The sequence below is a fragment of the Zestomonas carbonaria genome, from assembly GCF_904061905.1.
Lineage (GTDB): Bacteria > Pseudomonadota > Gammaproteobacteria > Pseudomonadales > Pseudomonadaceae > Aquipseudomonas > Aquipseudomonas carbonaria.
The window spans coordinates 22,565-40,155 of record NZ_CAJFCI010000079.1 but is presented as its reverse complement, the minus strand read 5'-3'; the positions used below and the strand labels follow the sequence as shown (position 1 = coordinate 40,155).

General features: G+C 66.2%; 15 protein-coding genes. 1 reads left to right on the top strand and 14 read right to left on the bottom strand.

Going from position 1 to position 17,591, the window contains the following annotated elements:
- Positions 1–52: 52 nt before the first annotated feature.
- From PSEWESI4_RS20855 to PSEWESI4_RS20830, 6 genes are all read right to left on the bottom strand, one after another.
- The gene (locus tag PSEWESI4_RS20855) at positions 53–1,393 is read right to left on the bottom strand and encodes an MFS transporter (RefSeq protein WP_187673148.1); all 1,341 of its coding nucleotides are present in this window, start codon (positions 1,391–1,393) and stop codon (positions 53–55) included.
- A 134-nt stretch (positions 1,394–1,527) separates the two neighbouring features.
- Positions 1,528–2,793 (bottom strand): OprD family porin, encoded by a 1,266-nt coding sequence (locus PSEWESI4_RS20850; RefSeq protein WP_187673147.1) that lies wholly within the window; start codon positions 2,791–2,793, stop codon positions 1,528–1,530.
- 122 nt (positions 2,794–2,915) lie between these two features.
- The gene (locus tag PSEWESI4_RS20845) at positions 2,916–3,917 is read right to left on the bottom strand and encodes an MBL fold metallo-hydrolase (RefSeq protein ID WP_187673146.1); all 1,002 of its coding nucleotides are present in this window, start codon (positions 3,915–3,917) and stop codon (positions 2,916–2,918) included.
- A gap of 341 nt (positions 3,918–4,258) precedes the next feature.
- Entirely contained in the window at positions 4,259–5,203 is a 945-nt protein-coding gene (catA, locus tag PSEWESI4_RS20840) for a catechol 1,2-dioxygenase (protein ID WP_187673145.1), read from the bottom strand.
- 35 nt (positions 5,204–5,238) lie between these two features.
- On the bottom strand, positions 5,239–5,529 hold the full coding sequence (gene catC / locus PSEWESI4_RS20835) for a muconolactone Delta-isomerase (protein WP_187673144.1): 291 nt from the start codon (positions 5,527–5,529) through the stop codon (positions 5,239–5,241).
- Between the two features lie 16 nt (positions 5,530–5,545).
- The gene (locus PSEWESI4_RS20830; protein WP_187673143.1) at positions 5,546–6,667 is read right to left on the bottom strand and encodes a muconate cycloisomerase family protein; all 1,122 of its coding nucleotides are present in this window, start codon (positions 6,665–6,667) and stop codon (positions 5,546–5,548) included.
- A gap of 156 nt (positions 6,668–6,823) precedes the next feature.
- Here PSEWESI4_RS20830 and PSEWESI4_RS20825 point away from each other — a divergent pair, with 156 nt between their 5' ends.
- Positions 6,824–7,696, top strand: a complete 873-nt coding sequence (locus tag PSEWESI4_RS20825; protein WP_187673142.1) for a LysR family transcriptional regulator — start codon at positions 6,824–6,826, stop codon at positions 7,694–7,696.
- A gap of 245 nt (positions 7,697–7,941) precedes the next feature.
- Here the strand turns inward: PSEWESI4_RS20825 and PSEWESI4_RS20820 are convergent, their stop codons facing one another.
- From PSEWESI4_RS20820 to PSEWESI4_RS20785, 8 genes are all read right to left on the bottom strand, one after another.
- Entirely contained in the window at positions 7,942–9,180 is a 1,239-nt protein-coding gene (locus PSEWESI4_RS20820) for an OprD family porin (RefSeq protein ID WP_187673179.1), read from the bottom strand.
- Between the two features lie 217 nt (positions 9,181–9,397).
- Entirely contained in the window at positions 9,398–10,615 is a 1,218-nt protein-coding gene (locus PSEWESI4_RS20815; protein ID WP_187673141.1) for a benzoate/H(+) symporter BenE family transporter, read from the bottom strand.
- Positions 10,616–10,721: 106 nt separating this feature from the next.
- Complete coding sequence (locus PSEWESI4_RS20810) at positions 10,722–12,059, bottom strand: MFS transporter (protein WP_187673140.1); 1,338 nt, start codon at positions 12,057–12,059, stop codon at positions 10,722–10,724.
- A 71-nt stretch (positions 12,060–12,130) separates the two neighbouring features.
- On the bottom strand, positions 12,131–12,907 hold the full coding sequence (locus tag PSEWESI4_RS20805) for a 1,6-dihydroxycyclohexa-2,4-diene-1-carboxylate dehydrogenase (protein WP_187673139.1): 777 nt from the start codon (positions 12,905–12,907) through the stop codon (positions 12,131–12,133).
- 214 nt (positions 12,908–13,121) lie between these two features.
- Positions 13,122–14,135, bottom strand: coding sequence for a benzoate 1,2-dioxygenase electron transfer component BenC (benC, locus tag PSEWESI4_RS20800; RefSeq protein ID WP_187673138.1), 1,014 nt, complete (start codon positions 14,133–14,135; stop codon positions 13,122–13,124).
- Between the two features lie 75 nt (positions 14,136–14,210).
- Positions 14,211–14,699: a benzoate 1,2-dioxygenase small subunit gene (gene benB, locus PSEWESI4_RS20795; protein WP_187673137.1), complete on the bottom strand. Its 489-nt coding sequence runs from the start codon at positions 14,697–14,699 to the stop codon at positions 14,211–14,213.
- A complete protein-coding gene (gene benA / locus PSEWESI4_RS20790; RefSeq protein ID WP_187673136.1) occupies positions 14,696–16,054 on the bottom strand; it encodes a benzoate 1,2-dioxygenase large subunit in 1,359 nt (452 codons plus the stop codon). The genes benB and benA overlap by 4 nt, the downstream gene beginning before the upstream one ends.
- Positions 16,055–16,592: 538 nt before the next feature.
- Positions 16,593–17,552, bottom strand: coding sequence for an AraC family transcriptional regulator (locus tag PSEWESI4_RS20785; RefSeq protein ID WP_187673135.1), 960 nt, complete (start codon positions 17,550–17,552; stop codon positions 16,593–16,595).
- Between the last annotated feature and the right edge of the window lie 39 nt (positions 17,553–17,591).

Below are 17,591 nucleotides of genomic sequence, written 5' to 3'. Positions count from 1 at the left end.
CCTGCGTCATCCGCCTTTGCCTCGCCCAGCCGCTTTCACATCGAGGGTCGATTCACTCCTGGGGCTGCAACTGGCTCGCGGCGGGTCGGCGTATCGACATGGCGAACAGCGCCAGGCTGGCCACCAGCACCGGCACCGCGATCCACAGGAAGAACACCTGCAATCCCCCCGCCGCCGCGAACAGCACGGCGCCCAGCATCGAGCCGATGATCGAGCCGGCGCGTCCGGCGCTCAGGGCCCAGGCCACGCCGGTGGCGCGGGCGTGGGTCGGGTAGAAGGTGGCGGCCAGGATGCTCAGGTTGTTCAGCGCACCGGTCAGGGTGAAGCCCACGGCGAAGACCATCAGCAGCAGCGCCATGCCGTTGTCCAGTTGGGTGCCGGTCAGCGCCAGGGCCACGGCGGCGCACAGGCACAGCGGCGGGAGCACCCGGCTGGCGCCGACACGGTCCATCAGCATGGCCATGGCGATGCCACCGACCACTCCGCCGAACGGCAGCATCGCGGCGATCCGCGCGGTCTGGCCCAGGGCGTAGCCGCTGTCGCGCAGGATGGTCGGCAGCCAACTGGTCAGCAGGTAGAAGACGAACAGGCAGCAGAAGAAGGTCAGCCAGAGCATCAGGGTACGCAGCGCCCTGCCCTCGCTGAACAGCGTCGAGGCCGGCGAGCGCAGGGCTTGCTGCGGCACGTCGCCGGTCAGGACGACACCCTCCAGATCCCGGCGGCCGCTGATGCGTCCCAGGATGTCGCGCAGGCGCCGGGCATGGGCGGGCTTGTCGGCCATGAAGCAGATGGATTCCGGCAACACCAGGCAGAGGATCGGCAACAGCACCAGGGGCGCGATACCGCCGCACAGCAACAGCCCCTTCCAACCCACCAGCGGCAGCAGCAGAGCGGCGACCCAGCCACCGAGGGCCAGGCCCAGGGTGAAGCCAGAGTAGCTCAGGGTCACCAGCAGCATGCGCCGGCGCTTCGGCGAGTATTCCGAGCTCAGGGTGATGGCGTTGGGCAGCACGCCGCCCAGGCCGAGGCCGGTGAAGAAGCGCAGCGCCGTGAGCACCTCGATGTTCGGCGCCAGCGCGCAGGCCAGGGTGCCCAGGGCGACGATCAGCAGGCTGATGAGCAGCACCAGCTTGCGGCCGTGGCGGTCGGCCACCGGGCCGAAGCCGACGCTGCCCACCAGCATGCCGAACAGCCCGGCGGCGAAGGCCGGGGCCAACTGGCTGCGTTCGATGCCCCACTCCCTGATCAGTTCCGGGGCGATGTAGCCGATGGCGGCGGTGTCGAAACCATCGAGCACCACCACCAGGAAACACAGCAGCAATACCCTGATCTGCAGGGCGGAAAGCGGGCTGCTGTCGATGATGTCGTTGACGTGCAGTGTCTTGCTGTTCATGGCGATTCCCTTGTTGCTGTTGTTGGGCGCCAACCTTTGCCGACCTCGAGGGGCAGCCGGCTGACGTCACGCAAGCCGTCTTCACCTGGCGCGAGACATCCCGCCGCAGAGCCGGCGGGAAGCCCGCGCCCGGCTCAGAACAGCGCCCAGGTGTAGCTGAGGATCAGTCGGTTCTCATCGATGTCGGAGACGTAGTTGGAGCGCGCCACCGCGTTGCGCACGCGTACGCCGAGCCCGGCGAGCGGGCCGCTCTGCACCACGTAGGCGATGTCCAGGTCACGCTCCCAGTCCTTGCCTTCGAAGCCCTTGCCGGTGTCGACGTTGTCGCCGCGCAGGTAGCGCAGCGTGGTGGTCAGGCCGGGGATGCCGAGGGCGGCGAAGTCGTAGTCGTAGCGCACCTGCCAGGAGCGCTCGTCGGCCGAGGCGAACTGGAAGGTCGGCACTTCGTTGCCCAGCGGGCTGACGTTGGGGAATACCCTCGGGAAGCCGTGGTCGCCATACATGCCCTGGTAGCCGACGTAGAAGGTGTGGCCGCCATGCCGGGCCGACAGCAGCGCGAAGAAGGCGCGGTTGTCGACGTCGCCGATCAGGCGCTGGCCGTCCTCGTTGGCGTCGTAGTAGCCGAGGTTGGCGCCGAGCACCCAGTCGCCCAGCGGCTCGCTGTGCTTCAGGCCGCCGAAGCGCTGCGCGTAGATGTCTTCCAGTTGGCCGTACCAGAGACCGACGGAAGTGCGCTTGTCGTTGAAGGCGTAGTCGGCGCCGGCGTAGTTGAAGGCATCGCTGCTGGCCTGGCGCAGCGGCACGGCGCCGAGCATGGCCTGCATCCTGTCGTCGCCGGCCTCGTTGCGGATGCTGGTGGATTTCAAGTGGCCGCCCTGCAAGGTCAGCCCGGCGATCTCGCTGGAGGTCAGGCTGGCGCCCTGGTAGCTCGGCGGCAGCAGTCGGTTGTCGCTGAAGGCCAGCACAGGCAGGTTGGGCTGCAACTCGCCGACCTTCAATTCGGTCTGCGAGAACCTGGCCTTCAGGGCGACACCCAGGCGGCTGTAGTCGTCGGCCGCCTCGCCGTCGTCCTGCATCGGCAACAGGCCGGTATTGGCGCGGCCCGGGCTGCTGTCGAGCTTGAGGCCGAGCAGGCCGATGGCGTCCACGCCGAAGCCGACCGGCCCCGGCGTGTAGCCGGACCTGACGTTGAGGATGAAGCCCTGGGCCCACTCCTCCATCTTCGACTGCCGGTTGGGGCCGACGATGTCGGAGAAGTCGCGGCTGAAGTAATAGGTGCGCGCCTGCAAGGTGGCGCTGGCGCCCTCGATGAAACCAGCGTCGGCGGCCTGGGCTGCCGGCAGGCCCAGCGCGGCGCCGGCGGACAGCAGGACTCGGGAGGTTTTCGGGTGATGCCTCATTGTCGTTTTCCCTTCTTCTTGTCGAACGCCGCCCACACTCCCGCCGCCGGTCTTCGGACCGGAGGCGGAGCGGATAGGGAAAGTTCGGATCGAGGCCGCCCGGGAACGGGCGGCGGGTCAGGTCACTTCACCGGTTCCTGCTGGCGCGTCCGGGCGTCGTAGGGCTCCCTGACGACACCCTGCGCGGTCAGGGTGAAGCTCATCAGGTCCTGGCCGATGACGAAAGGACCGTCGTAGCCGCTGCGTACCCGCGAGGTGATTTCCTCTTCCGAGGCCCGGCCGATATCCCCTTTGCTGTACAGCGAGATATGCGAGAACACCGTGTCGCGCGGGCGGGTTTCCGAGAGGATCTGCGACACCTTCTCCGGGTTGGCCAGGTACTCGTAGAAGTGGTTCACGTATGCCGGATGGGCCTTCTCCAACTGCCGGCTACCCACCGAGATGCAATGGACCAGCAGGTCGACGCCCTTGGCCTGGGTGACCAGGTTCGGCGCATAGGTGGTGTCCCCGGACAGGACGACCGAACGTCCCGCGTAGTCGATCCGGTAGCCGTACGCCGGTTTGACGTGGCCATGGTCGATGAGGAAGGCCGTGACCTTCACGCCATCCTTGTCGTAGACGACCCCGCCCTCGTCCGGAAGGGTACGGTCGGCGATCCGGGTGGCATCGGGGTTCGTTTCCTTGCCGGTCAGGCGGATGTGGTTGTTCTCGGTGAACATCAACTCGATGCCCCGGGCGACGTTATCGATGCCCTTGGGGCCGATCAGCGCCAGGGCGCGGGTACTGCGGCCATCGTCGGTGGGCAGCGGCGCGCTCGCATACAGGTCCGGCAGCCCGGTGATGTGGTCGGAGTGGAGATGGGTGATGAACACCGCGTCGATATCGCGCAGGGGAACCTGCAACTGGTGCAGGCGAATCGACGCCCCACGGCCGGTATCGAACAGCAGCTTGTGTTTACCGGCCTCGACCAGGGTGCTCATCCCGAAGCGGTTGACATTGAGGATGGGCGTTCCGGTGCCCAACAGCGTGACCTTCATCGAGTCCTGTTCAGCGGCCTGCAGGAAGCCTGCCTGCGCAAGCATCAGGCCGGTCGAGAGGAATATCCCCAGAAATCGTTTTCGCATCATCTGTTTTCCCACTCTTTTTCTAATTGGAATGATTGCCTCGGGAGAGCTCCCTCCCGAATCCCGGTCTTGCAGCCAGCACCCTATTAAAGGAATGGGCACGCACTCCGGTCTATCCGCTTAGTTGGCGAAAACACTCCGTAAATCTTGTCTCCTCGGCGTACCGGCGAAAACTGACCAAAGGCACGTGCCAAGCGGCTTCCAGGGATGTTCGAAAAGGCTGGTGGAACGTGCCAGAACGAGGCACGGAAACGCAAAAAGGCCGACCTGCCGGTCGGCCTTTCGATATGCCGCGATGTCCTGCTGGCCGGGCGCGTTGCGAGCCCGGCCAGCAGCCTGGATCAGGCGCCTTGCACCTGCAGGGCACGTGGACGGTGGCTGCGCTGCTCGTCCTCGGCACTGCCGGCCGGCTGGAGCTGGAAGTCGAACTCCAGCTCGGCGAAGCGACCGCTCACGCCGCGCTTGTCGGCCGCGGCGGCATCCTCGACGAAGCTCACTTCGCCGACCAGTCCGTCGCGGGTCGCGTAGGCGAAGTCGTCCCACAGGTACTGGTCGCCGGACAGGTTGATCTGCGTGGTCAGGTGACGGTAGCCCGGTGCCGAGATGAAGAAGTGGATGTGCGCCGGACGCTGGCCGTGGCGGCCGAGCTGGTCGAGGCATTCCTGGGTCGGGCCCTGCGGATCGCAGCCGTAGCCGGACGGCACGATGCTGCGCGCGCGGTAGCGGCCTTCGGCGTCGGTGACGATGCGGCGGCGCAGGTTGTATTCGCTCTGGCTCTGGTCGAAGTAGGAATACAGCCCCTTGGTGTTGGCGTGCCACAGGTCGACGGTGGCGCCGGCGATCGGCTTGCCGTCGAGGTCCAGCACGCGGCCTTCGAGGAACATCACGGTGGCGACGCCATCCTCGCTGCCGTCGTCCATGCGCACTTCGCCTTCGGCCAGCGGCGCGCCGGCCACGTACAGCGGGCCCTCGATGGTGCGCGGGGTGCCGCCGGTGCGGCCGACCTGCTCGTCCTTGGCGTCCTGCAGCAGGTCGAGGAAGTGCTCCAGGCCCAGGCCGGCCACCAGCAGCCCGGCTTCGCCGCGGCCGCCCAGGCGGTTGAGGTAGTCCACCGCCGTCCAGAATTCGTCGTCGGTGATTTCCAGGTCTTCGATGATCTTCGCGGAGTCCTGCAGGACACGCAGCATGATCTGCTTCAGGCGCGGGCTGCCCTGGTCGTTACCGAAGCCGGCGGCTTCCTCGAAGAACTTCTGGATTTCGGCAGTCTGGGAAATCTTCACGGTCATGATGGTTCACCTCGATTTTGTTCTTAGGGGGTGTATCAACGGTCGTCGGAGTGGATGGAGGACGGGTGGCGGCAGAGCCCGTCGATCTCGATATCCATGTAGGGGAACAGCGGCAGTTGCATCAGGGTATCGTGCAGTTCCTCGACGCTGGCCAGGTCGAACACGCTGTAGTTGGCGTAGTGGCCGGCGATGCGCCACAGGTGGCGCCACTTGCCCTCGCGCTGCAGGCGCTGGGCCAGCTCCTTCTCGTCGGCCTTGAGCCTGGCGGCCTGCTGCGGGTCCATGTCGACCGGCAGTTTCACGGTCATCTTCACGTGGAACAGCATGGTGGGTCTCCTCTTATTATCGACGGGCGAAGCGCGCCAGGCGCTCTTCGTCCAGGGTCAGGCCGAGGCCGGGGGTACGCGGCACGTGCAACTGGAAGTCGCGGTAGACCAGCGGCTTGGTGACGATTTCCTCGGTCAGCAGCAGCGGGCCGAACAGTTCGGTGTGCCAGGTCAGTTGCTTGAGGGTGACGAAGGCGTGCGCCGAGGCCAGGGTACCGACGCTGCCCTCCAGCATGGTGCCGCCGTACAGGGCGATGCCGGCCGCCTCGGCGATCTGCGCGGTGCGCAGCACAGCGCGCGGGCCGCCGTTCTTGGCGATCTTCAGGGCGAAGATGCTCGCCGCACCGTCGGCCGCCAGGCTGAAGGCGTCCTCGACGCTCTCGATGGATTCATCGGCCATGATCGGCGCCGGGCTGCGCTGGTTCAGGCGCACCTGGCCGGAACGGTTGATGCGCGAGATGGGCTGTTCGATCAGGTCGATGCCGTTCTCGCCCAGCACCTGGCAGCCACGGATGGCCTGGGACTCGTCCCAGTACTGGTTGACGTCGACGCGCACGCTGGCGCGGTCGCCCAGGGCCTTCTTGATCGCCACCACGTGCCGGAGGTCGTGTTCCAGCGGGTTGGCGCCGATCTTCAGCTTGAAGATGCGGTGGCGGCGCAGGTCGAGCATCTGCTCGGCCTCGGCGATGTCCCGCGCGGTGTCGCCGCTGGCCAGGGTCCAGGCCACTTCCAGACTGTCGCGCACGCGGCCGCCGAGCAATTCGCTGACCGGCAGGCCGAGGCGCTTGCCCTGGGCGTCGAGCAGCGCGCTCTCCACGCCGGAACGGGCGAAGGTGTTGCCCTTGATGGCCTTGTCCAGGCGGATCATCGCCGCGTTGACGTTGCTCGCGTCCTGGCCGACCAGCAGCGGCGCGAAGTGCGCGTCGAGGTTGGTCTTGATGCTTTCCGGGCTCTCGTTGCCGTAGGCCAGCCCACCGATGGTGGTGGCTTCGCCGATGCCCTCGATGCCGTCGGAACAGCGGATGCGGACGATCACCAGGGTCTGGTTCTGCATGGTGTGCATCGCCAGCTTGTGCGGGCGGATGGTCGGCAGGTCGACGATGATCGCCTCGAGGCTTTCGATCAGGGCTTGGCTCATTTCAGGTTCCGTTCACGCTAAGGCTGTTGCGGCAGTGCTATCCCGTCTGTCGCGGGCTGATACCTGCCAGGTCTTGTTCGTTCCGGCCAAGGATTGCTCCGCACAGCGGTTGCAGTCCAATATCACTGTCATCTCGTTCAATACCCTGGAGGTATCATGGAGCTGAGACATCTGCGCTACTTCCGGGAGGTCGCGGAAACCCTCAACTTCACCCGCGCCGCCGAACGGCTGCACATCGCCCAGCCACCGCTCAGCCGGCAGATCCAGCAGCTCGAAGACCTGCTCGGCGTGGCGCTGCTCGAACGTGGCCGGCCGCTGCGGCTGACCGAGGCCGGGCGGTTCTTCTACGAGCAGAGCGGCACCCTGCTCGAACAGTTGGACAACATCTGCGAGAACACCCGGCGCATCGGCCAGGGCCAGCGCAAATGGCTGGGTATCGGCTTCGCGCCGTCGACCCTGTACGACGTGCTGCCGGAACTGATCCGCCAGTTGCGCCGCGACGGCGAGCTGGAGCTGGGCCTCCAGGAAATGACCACCTTGCAGCAGGTCGAGGCGCTGAAGAGCGGGCGCATCGACATCGGCTTCGGGCGCATCCGCATCGACGATCCGGCGATCCACCAGCAGGTGCTCAGCGAGGACCCGCTGGTCGCCGCCCTGCCCGCCGGCCATCCGCTGCTGGCCGGCCCGGTCGACCTGGAACGGTTGTCGCGGGAACCCTTCGTGCTCTACCCGGCCAACCCGCGTCCGAGCTACGCCGACCACGTCCTGGCGCTGTTCGCCAACCACGGCCTGAGCATCCGCGTGGCGCAATGGGCCAACGAATTGCAGACCGCCATCGGCCTGGTCGCCGCCGGACTCGGCGTAGCCCTGGTGCCGGCCTCGGTACAGCAGCAGCACCGCTCGGACATCGGCTACGCGCGGCTTCTGGAGCCCGAGGCGGTGTCGCCGATCATCCTCAGCCGCCGCACCGGCGACGTCAGCGCGCTGGTGCAGCGTTGCCTGGCGTTGATCGAACAGGCGCGGGCATAGGGCGGAGCGATATTCGGCTCGCTCTTACAGCTACGTGCCGTGCCATCGGCCCGTGGGTCGAGATTCCCGTTTGCTCCGAAACTTCGGTCCCTCACCCCAGAGGGAGAGGGGGCAGGAATCGTGCGGCGGGAAAGCACGGAGTTCGGGGTAGGCTCGAGTACTCCCCTCTCCCTTCGGGAGAGGGGCCGGGGGTGAGGGGCGGAATGGATCCCCCCCGCTGGATATCGTTCCACTCCATCCATCGCTCAGAACAGGTTCCAAGTGTAGCTGAAGATCAGCCGGTTCTCGTCGATGTCGCTGCGGTAGTTGGAGCGCGCGACGACGTTGCGCACCTTGACGCCCAGCCCTTTCAGCGAACCGCTCTGCACCACGTAGCCGATGTCCAGGTCGCGCTCGCGGTCCTTGCCTTCGTAGCCGAGGCCGGTGTCGACGTTGTCGCCGGTGATGTAGCGCAGCGTGGTGGTCAGGCCGGGAATGCCGACGGCGGCGAAGTCGTAGTCGTAGCGCACCTGCCAGGAGCGTTCGTCGGCCGAGGCGAATTCGAAGGTCGGCACTTCGTTGCCCAGCGGCGAGACGTTGGCGAACACGCGTGGGAAGGCGTCGTCGCCGTAGATGCCCTGGTAGCCGACGTAGAAGGTATGCCCGCCATGCCTGGCCGACAACAGCGAGAAGAACGCGCGGTTGTCGATGTCGCCGATCAAGGCGTCACCGTCTTCCTTGGCGGTGTAGTAGCCGAGGTTGGCGCCGAGCACCCAGTCGCCCACCGGCTGGCTGTGCTTGAGGCCGAGGAAGCCCTGCTCGTAGATGTCCTCGAGCTGGCCGTACCAGGCGCTGAGCGTGGTGCGGTTGCCGTTGAACGCGTAGTCGCCGCCGGCGTAGTTGAAGGCGTCGCTGTCGGCCTGGCGTTGCGGCAGGTGGCCGAGCATGGCCAGCATCTTCTCGTCGCCGGCCTCGTTGCGCAGGCTGGTGGAGGTCAGGTGGCCGCCTTGCAGGGTCAACCCGGCGATCTCGGCGGAAGTGATCCCGACGCCCTGGTAGCTGGGCGGCAGCAGGCGTATGTCGCTGAAGGTCAGCACCGGCAGGTTGGGTTGCAGTTCGCCGATCTTCAGCTCGGTGTTCGATAGCCTGGCCTTGAGGGTCGCGCCCAGGCGGCTGTATTCGTCGGCGGCGCGACCGTCGTCCTTGACCGGCAGCAGGCCGGTGTTGACGCGGTCCGGGCTGCTGTCGAGCTTGAGGCCGAGCAGGCCGATGGCGTCCACGCCGAAGCCGACCGGGCCGGGCGTGTAGCCGGACTTGAAGGTGAGGATGAAGCCCTGGGCCCACTCCTCGGCCTTCGACTGCCGGTTGGGCCCGACGATGTCGGAGAAGTCGCGGCTGAAGTAGTAGTTGCGCGCCTGCAAGGTGGCGCTGGAGCCCTCGATGAAGCCTTCGGCGGCAACCGCCGGGAGTTGGACGATGCCGGCGGCCAGGCCGGCGGGAAGCATCACGCAGGAAATCTTTTTCATGTCGTCGCTCTTGTTTTTATAGGGACAAAACTTCCCCGACGGCGAACGCCTGGCGTTGCCGCGACACACGCGTCGGGGTGCAACTCCCCCTCCCGCTTTCGGGAGAGGGGTCAGGGGCGCGGGAAGCCGACAGCACGGAGTTGCCTGCTCTACCCTCTCCCCGGTCCTCCCCCATGAATGGGAGAGGGAGTAGCGGTTACTTGCCGGCGCCCTCCTTCGCCGAGCCCCATTCCTGCCCTGTCGGCTGCGGCATCCGCGCCCGCAGCAGGACATGCGCGAGCAGGCCGAAGACCAGCCCCCAGAACGCCGCCGACAGCCCGAGGAAGGACACCCCGGAAGCGGTGACCAGGAAGGTGAACAGACCGGCATCGCGCTCGGCCGGCAGCGACGCGCTGCGGGTCAGCGCCTCGCTGATGGCGCCGAACAGCGCCAGGCCCGCCAGGGCGGCGATCAGCTCGGCCGGGAACGCGGCGAACAGCGACACCAGGGTCGCGCCGCCGATGCCGAACACCAGGTACAGGGCGCTGCCGGACAATGCCGCGACGTAACGCCGCTTCGGGTCCTCGTGGGCCTCGCGACTGGTGCACAGGCTGGCGGTGACCGCCGCCAGGTTCAGGCCGTGGCAGCCGAACGGCGCCAGTAGCGCGCTGCCCACCGCGCTGGCGCTGACGATGGGGCTGGCTGGCGTCTGGTAGCCGGCGTTGCGCAGCACCGCCATGCCCGGCATGAACTGCCCGGTGAGCGCTACCAGCACCAGCGGCAGCGCCAGGTTGAGGGTCGCACCCAGGCTGAACTCGGGGGCGATCCACTGCGGCGTGGCCAGGCCGAACACCAGCGCCTCGCTGCGGAAACCGCCGCTGAGCACGGTGATCAGCAGGCCGACCAGCAGCACCGCCATCACCGCATAGCGCGGCATCAGGCGACGCATGGCCACATAGACGGCGAACATCGCCATCACCAGTAGCGGCTGGGCCGGCAGCGAGAGGAACAACTGGGCGCCGAAGCTGAACAGGATGCCCGCCTGCATGCCGGCGGCGATGGAGCCCGGCAGCCGCGCGATGATGCGGTCGAAGGCACCGCTGACGCCGATCACCAGCAGGATCAGGCTGGCCACCAGGTAGGCGCCGATCGCCTGGTTCAGGCCGATCTCCGGCAGCATGGAGACCAGCAGCGCCGAACCCGGGATCGACCAGGCGATCACCACCGGCACCCGGTAGCGCAGGCTGAGCACGATGCCGAGCACTGCGCTGCCGATGGAAATCGCCCAGACCCAGGAGGACAGCAGCTCGTGGGACAGCTTCGCGCTGTCCGCCGCCTGGAAGATGATCACCAGCGGCCCGGCATAGGAAATCACCGTGGCGATCATCCCCGCGACCACGGCGGAAAGGGAGAAGTCACGCAACAAGGCTTTCATGGTACCTCGCAAGATGCTTCGGCCATCCGTGACACGCGGGCCCGGATCGCTCTTGTCGTGAATGCGGCGATGCCCCTCGGGAACCAGCGCTCCCGAGGGGCGCCGGTCAGGCCTGGGCCGCCAGCGGCGCCGTCGGGACGCTGTGACGCTTGCCGTTGATGACGAACACCGTCATCGCCAGCGCGGCGATGGCGCCGGGAATGGCGAAGGCCATGAAGTTGAGTTGCAACGGCAGGTTGATGCCCATCAGCGCGCCGCCCAGCAGCGGGCCGACGATGGCGCCGTTGCGACCGATGCCCGAAGCCCAGCCGAGGCCGGTGGAGCGGATCGACAGGCCGTACAGTTGCGCGGCACCGGCGTAGAGGAGGATCTGCGTGCCGATGGTGGTGGCGCCGGCGATGAAGATCAGCAGGTAGAGCACCGGCATCGGGCTGTTCACGCCGAGCAGGCTGATCGACACGGCGGCCGCGACGAAGAAGACGATCATCACCTTGGTCAGGTTGAAGCGGTCGCCGAGCCAGCCGCCGAGGATCGCGCCGAACATGCCGCCGAAGTTCAGCGCCAGCAGGAACGACAGGCTCGATCCCAGGCTGTAGCCGGCGTTGGCCATCAGTTTCGGTAGCCACGAACTGAGCGCGTAGACCATCAGCAGGCAGCAGAAGAACGCCACCCAGATCGCCAGGGTGCGCACGCCGCGTCCCTCGCGGAACAGCTCCAGCACAGAAACGCTGTTGCCCTTGGCGTCGACGGCTTCCAGCACGTCGTCCGCGCGGACGTCGCTGTTCGGATCGAGGCGCTTGAGCAGCGCGCGCGCCTGCTCGCTGCGGCCCTGGCGCACCAGGAAGCCGATCGATTCCGGCAGGTAGTAGAGGATCACCGGCAACAGCAGCAGCGGGATGGCGGCGGCGAAGAACATCGACTCCCAGCCGAAGCGCGGCAGCATGTAGATGCCGACGCCGGCCGAAAGCATGCCGCCCAGCGAATAGCCGCTGAACATGATGGCGACCAGGGTGCTGCGCAGCCTCTTCGGCGCGTATTCGTTCATCAGCGCCACGGCGTTGGGCATCAGGCCGCCGCAGCCGAGGCCGGCGAGGAAGCGGAAGATGCCGAACTCGGTCGGATTGCTGGCGAAGCCGTTGAGGATGGTGGCGCCGCTGAACAGCGCGAAGCAGATGGCGATGCCCTTCTTGCGGCCTATCTTGTCGGCCAGGCTGCCGAACGCCAGGGCGCCGAACATCATGCCGAACAGCGCATAGCTGCCCAGCGCGCCAGCCTGCAGCGGCGTCAGGCCCCACTCCTTCATGATCACCGGCAACACCACGCCGTAGATGAACAGGTCGTAGCCGTCGAAGATGAGCAGGAGCGCGCACCAGAGCATCACCATCCAGTGGAAGCGGTTGAAGCGCGCGTTGTCGATGATCTCGTGTATGTCGATTTTTCGCATGGCATCTGTCTCTTGTTTTTGTTGTCTCAGGACCCGCTCGCGCGGTTTGCCTCGTTCCTACAGGTGATACGTCAACCCAAGTCGCCACCGCCTACCGGCAGGGTCACGCCGGTGATGTAGGAGGCTTCGTCGGAAGCCAGGAAAAGGATCGCGCCGACCTGTTCGTCGATGGTTCCGTAGCGCTTCATCAGGCTGCTCTCGACGGTCTGGTCGACGATCTGCTGGTACCAGGCCTTCTCCTGTTCGCTCTGCTCGGCGGTGTTGCGCGGGATACGCCGTGGCGGCGCCTCGGTGCCGCCCGGCGCGGTGGCGTTGACGCGGATGCCGCGCTCGGCGTTCTCGAACGCCAGGCAGGCGGTCAGCGCGTTGACGCCGCCCTTGGCCGCGCCGTAGGGCACGCGGTTCAGGCTACGGGTGGCGATGGAGGACACGTTGACGATCGCCCCGCCGCCCTGCCCCAGCATGTGCGGCAGTGCGGCGTGGCAGCACCACAGGGTGGGGAACAGCGAGCGGCGCACTTCGGCCTCGATCTCGTGTTCGCGGTAGTGCTCGAACGGCTTGGCCCAGATGGTGCCGCCGACGTTGTTGATCAGGATGTCCAGGCGACCGAAGCCCCGCACGGCAGCGGCCATGACACGCTCGCATTCGGCGTATCGTTCCAGGTCGGCGGTGACGGTCAGGACCTTGCCGACCTGCTCCGGCGCATCGAGCAACTCGTGGACCAGCTCGGAGCGATCCACCGCCACCACCTGCGCGCCCTCGGCGAGCAGGCGCTCGGCGACGCGGCGACCGATGCCTTGTGCGGCACCGGTGACCAGGGCGACCTTGTTGTCGAATCTCTTGCTCATCTCAGCCTCGAAAAAAATGGGCCGGCCATGCACACGGCCCCAAGGGAAGTTTCGAGTGGCGCATGATTCCGCCCCTCACCCCAGCCCTGGCTATGCGCCCCGCTCCGGAGGGAGAGGGAGTTGCAGCGCGCGCCCGCAACACCTTGCTCGCCGGCAGCGCCGTCCAGTCCCCTCTCCCCCTGGGAGGGTTAGGGTGAGGGGCGGAGTGGAGAAATCACGCCGCGCTCGCCGCGAACTTCTCGTAGTAGAAGTTCGCCGGCTGGATACCCTGCTCGCGGATGTACTGGCTGACCGCCTCGACCATCGGCGGCGGGCCGCACAGGTAGACATCGACGTCGCCGTCGTTGAGGTGTTTCGGCTCGATGTGCTGGGTGACGTAGCCCTTCTGCGGGTAGCTGCTTTCCGGGTTGGCCACGCAGGCGCTGTAGGTGAAGTTGGGGATGCGCGCGGCGAAGTCTTCCAGGCGGTCCAGCTCGACCAGGTCGAAATCGTTGGTCACGCCGTAGATCAGGTGCAGCGGATACTCGCTGCTCTCCCCGGCGATCTTCTCCAGCATCGCGGTGAATGGCGCCAGGCCGGTGCCGCCGGCGAGCAGCAGCAACGGACGCTTGATCTCGCGCAGGTAGAAGCTGCCCAGCGGGCCGGCCAAACTCATGCTGTCGCCGGCCTTGGCCAAGCCGGTGAGGAAGTTGCTCATCAGGCCGCCCGGCACATTGCGGATCAGGAAGCTGACCTCGCCATCCTTCTGCAGCGAGCTGAACGAATAGGCACGGGTCTGCTCGCTGCCCGGCACCTTGAGGTTGACGTACTGCCCCGGCAGGAACGCCAGTTTCGACAGCGATTCGCCCTTGATCGACAGCGCGATGGTGCTCTCGGACAGCTTGCGCACGTCGCTGATGGCCGCCTCGAAGCTGGCCTGCTGGGTCTTGCAGACGTCCGACGAGGCCGGCACGCGCACCACGCAGTCGCTCTCGGCGCGCATCTGGCAGGTCAGCACATAGCCCTGGGCCGCCTCCTCTTCGCTCAGCGCGTCCTCGATGTAGTCCTGGCCGAGGTCGTAGCGGCCGGCCTCGGCGAAGCACTTGCAGGTGCCGCAGGCGCCGTCGCGGCAGTCCAGCGGGATGTTGATGCCCTGGCGATAGGCCGCGTCGGCCACGGTTTCGCCGGCGGCGGCGTCGATGAAGCGGGTGACGCCGTCTTCGAAATTGAGTGCGATCTTGTGAGTCATGGTGTGCACCTCGAAACACGGCTGAAGCCTCGCGGACGCGGCATGGCCAGGCGCGGCGGCTTCATGCCGTGTTCTTCAGATGTGGTAGATATCGATGACCTGGCGGACGTAGTCGTTCTTCAGCACGACCTTCTTGGCCTTGATCAGCGGCTGCTCGCCGCGCACATCGAGGGTGTAGAAGCTGGTGCCGAAGTAGCTGTCGACGGTCTTGTAGCGGAAGCTCAGCGTGTGCCAGTTGAAGCGCACCTTGCACTGGCCATCGGCGACTTCGAGGATTTCGATGTTGCTGATGTTGTGCGAGGTGCGGGTGTCCGGGATCGTCGCGCTGGAGCGCTCGGTCTTGATGCGGAACACCCGGTCTTCCAGGCCGCCACGGTTGCCGTACCAGATCAGCGAGATTTCGGTCTGCGGGTCTTCGGTCAGCTCATCGTTGTCGTCCCAGGACGGCATCCAGAAGCTGGCGTCAGCGGCGTACAGCTCCAGCCACTCGTCCCACTGGCAATCGTCCAGGTAGCGCGCTTCGCGGTAGAGGAAGTCGCGCACGGCGTCGTAGGTGATGCTCATTGCACGGCCTCCACGGGGATCAGTCGCTGTTCGGCGGATGCGGCCTTGAGCATGGTTTCCTGCCAGTACTTGTGTTGCAGGACGAACAGCCCCTCATCTTCGGTGCGCACGCCGGAAAGATTCGGGTGCAGGTCGATTTCCCTGGCCGCCTCGTCGGCGCCTTCCACCCAGTGGGCGGCACCGCGCGACATGTCGTTCCAGCCACGGCCGGCGCCATAGCCGGTCTGGCAGGAGCGGAACTCCTCCAGGTCGTCCGGGGTGGCCATGCCGCTGACGTTGAAGAAGTCCTCGTACTGGCGGATGCGCTTGGCGCGGGCCTCGGCGCTCTCGCCCTTGGGCGCGATGCAGTAGATGGTGATCTCGGTCTTGTCGACGGAGATCGGCCGGGCGATGCGGATCTGCGAGCTGAACTGGTCCATCAGGTAGACGTTCGGGTACAGGCAGAGGTTGCGCGAGTTCTGGATCATCCAGTCGGCGCGGGCCTGGCCGAACTCGCGGACCAGTTCGTCGCGACGCTCGTAGGCCGGGCGGTCCTCGGGGTTGGCCCAGCGGGTCCAGAGCAGCAGGTGGCCATGCTCGAAGGAGTAGAAGCCGCCGCCGTTCTTGGCCCAGCTACCGGCGCTCATGGTCTTGATCTCTTCGCCGGCCTCGCGCTGCTTGCGCTGGTTCTGGGTGGCGGCGTAGTTCCAGTGCACGGAACTGACGTGGTAGCCGTCGGCGCCGTTCTCGGCGGTCAGCTTCCAGTTGCCCTCGTAGATGTAGGAGGACGAGCCGCGCAGCACCTCCAGGCCTTCCGGCGACTGGTCGACGATCATGTCGATGATCTTCGCCGACTCGCCAAGGTGCTCGACCAGCGGCTTGACGTCGGGATTCAGGCTGCCGAACAGGAAGCCACGGTAGGACTCGAAACGGGCTACCTTGGTCAGGTCGTGGGAGCCCTCGCAGTTGAAGCTCGCCGGATAGCCGGCGTCCGCCGGGTCCTTGACCTTGAGCAGCTTGCCGCTGTTGTTGAAGGTCCAGCCGTGGAACGGGCAGGTATAGGACGAGCGGTTGCCGGTCTTGTGCCGGCAGAGCATGGCGCCGCGATGGCTGCAGGCGTTCAGGAAGGCGTTCAGCTCACCGTCCTTGTTGCGCGCGATGAAGATCGGCTGGCGCCCCATGACGGTGGTCAGGAAGTCGTTCTTGTTGGGGATCTGGCTTTCGTGGGCAAGGTAGATCCAGTTGCCCTCGAAGATGTGCTCCATCTCCAGTTCGAACAGGCGAGGATCGGTGAACATCTCCCGTTTGCAGCGGTAGACGCCCTTTTCCTTATCTTCCTCGAGCAAGGCATTCAGGTAGTCGATTCCCAGGGACATGGCCGGGGCCTCCGTTGTTATTGTTCAGGCCGGCTCAGGTTAGGGTCGCGGGGCAAGGGGCAATATCCGCTTTGTGCAGATCGCTATCCGTTTTTTGCAAAGGGGGATGGTGGGGGTGCCGTGCTGTCGCCCTCGCGAACGCGGGGGCCCAATGAACGGAAATGACGGGGTGGACGGTACTCCGGCCGGTGGATGTAAAAAGCGACATCCACCCTACGAGGGCTTTACGTCCGGCATAACCGTAGGAGCGGCCCATGGCCGCGATGCGTTCGCGGGCATGGGCCAGACATCCCCGTCATTCCTACGTGCGTTCAGGGATAGAGGACGTTCGGTGCAAGCACCGTCCCGCATTCGCGGGAATGACGGGGGCACCACCGCGCCGTCGTCCTCGCGAACGCGGGGGCCCAATGAACGGAAACGACGGGGTGGACGGTACTCCGGCCGGTGGATGTAAAAAGCGACATCCACCCTACGAGGGCTTTACGTTCGGCATAACCGTAGGAGCGGCCCATGGCCGCGATGCGTTCGCGGGAATGCCTCACCCACGCCGCTTGAGGGTATCGGAAGGCAGCTCGCCGAATTGCAGGCGGTAGCTTTCCGAGAAGCGGCCGAGGTGCAGGAAGCCGTAGTCCAGGGCCAGTTCGGTGACGCTGCGCACGTTGCAGCTCGGGTCGCTCAGGCAGGCGCGGATGCGCTCCAGCTTCTTCTGGCGGATGTAGTTCTTCGGCGTGGTGCCGACGTGGCGCTCGAACAGCGCGTAGAACGAACGCAGGCTCATGCGCGCCTGCTGGGCCAGGACCTCGGTGCAGATGTCCTGCTTCAGGTTGTTGTCGATGTAGTCGAGGATGCGCTCGAAGCTGGCCGTCTGCGAGCTCAGGCTTTCGCGGCTGACGTTGGTCTTCATCAGGGTCAGCAGCTTGCTGCCGACGATCTGCGCGAAGTGCTCCTGCACGCGCGGCAACTGCAGTTCGCTGGCCTCGGCCTCCTGGCAGACCATCGCCAGCAGGTTGACGAAGCCCTCCAGATCCTCCAGCCGGTAGCGGTTCTCCAGGAAGCGCACGCCCTGGCTCGGGCGCAGCCAGCGCTGCTCGTCGCAGATGGACTCCAGAAGCGTGGCTGGCAGCTTGAGGATGAACTTCTCGCAATCGTCCGAGTAGGTCAGGTCGACCGGGTCGTCGGGGTTGATCAGCAGCAGCTCGCCCGGGGCGAAGTAATGCTCCTGCTTGTGGCCGCGCCACAGGCAATGGCCGCCGAGGAGGATCTGCAGGTGGTAGATGGTTTCCAGCGCCGGCGAGGTGACCCGGACGCTGCCGCCGTAGCTGATGCGGCATAGGTCGAGGCTGGCGAACTGGCGATGGTTGAGGCTGGCCTGGGGATGGCCGGAAGTGGGCAAGCGGATGCAATGGGAACCGACATGCTGGTTCACATAGTCGGACACCGCATAGGGGTCGGCACGTTCGAAGACGCTACTGCGTTCGCTCAGCAGGCGACTTTCCATAAGCAAGGCACACTCTTGTCGTTATTTTCTGCGGCGCTC

Bases quoted from the DNA above. Each gene is read 5' to 3' on its own strand.
- PSEWESI4_RS20855 (WP_187673148.1), bottom strand. From the start codon at position 1,393: ATGAACAGCAAGACACTGCACGTCAACGACATCATCGACAGCAGCCCG.
- PSEWESI4_RS20850 (WP_187673147.1), bottom strand. From the start codon at position 2,793: ATGAGGCATCACCCGAAAACCTCCCGAGTCCTGCTGTCCGCCGGCGCC.
- PSEWESI4_RS20845 (WP_187673146.1), bottom strand. From the start codon at position 3,917: ATGCGAAAACGATTTCTGGGGATATTCCTCTCGACCGGCCTGATGCTT.
- catA (WP_187673145.1), bottom strand. From the start codon at position 5,203: ATGACCGTGAAGATTTCCCAGACTGCCGAAATCCAGAAGTTCTTCGAG.
- catC (WP_187673144.1), bottom strand. From the start codon at position 5,529: ATGCTGTTCCACGTGAAGATGACCGTGAAACTGCCGGTCGACATGGAC.
- PSEWESI4_RS20830 (WP_187673143.1), bottom strand. From the start codon at position 6,667: ATGAGCCAAGCCCTGATCGAAAGCCTCGAGGCGATCATCGTCGACCTG.
- PSEWESI4_RS20825 (WP_187673142.1), top strand. From the start codon at position 6,824: ATGGAGCTGAGACATCTGCGCTACTTCCGGGAGGTCGCGGAAACCCTC.
- PSEWESI4_RS20820 (WP_187673179.1), bottom strand. From the start codon at position 9,180: ATGCTTCCCGCCGGCCTGGCCGCCGGCATCGTCCAACTCCCGGCGGTT.
- PSEWESI4_RS20815 (WP_187673141.1), bottom strand. From the start codon at position 10,615: ATGAAAGCCTTGTTGCGTGACTTCTCCCTTTCCGCCGTGGTCGCGGGG.
- PSEWESI4_RS20810 (WP_187673140.1), bottom strand. From the start codon at position 12,059: ATGCGAAAAATCGACATACACGAGATCATCGACAACGCGCGCTTCAAC.
- PSEWESI4_RS20805 (WP_187673139.1), bottom strand. From the start codon at position 12,907: ATGAGCAAGAGATTCGACAACAAGGTCGCCCTGGTCACCGGTGCCGCA.
- benC (WP_187673138.1), bottom strand. From the start codon at position 14,135: ATGACTCACAAGATCGCACTCAATTTCGAAGACGGCGTCACCCGCTTC.
- benB (WP_187673137.1), bottom strand. From the start codon at position 14,699: ATGAGCATCACCTACGACGCCGTGCGCGACTTCCTCTACCGCGAAGCG.
- benA (WP_187673136.1), bottom strand. From the start codon at position 16,054: ATGTCCCTGGGAATCGACTACCTGAATGCCTTGCTCGAGGAAGATAAG.
- PSEWESI4_RS20785 (WP_187673135.1), bottom strand. From the start codon at position 17,552: ATGGAAAGTCGCCTGCTGAGCGAACGCAGTAGCGTCTTCGAACGTGCC.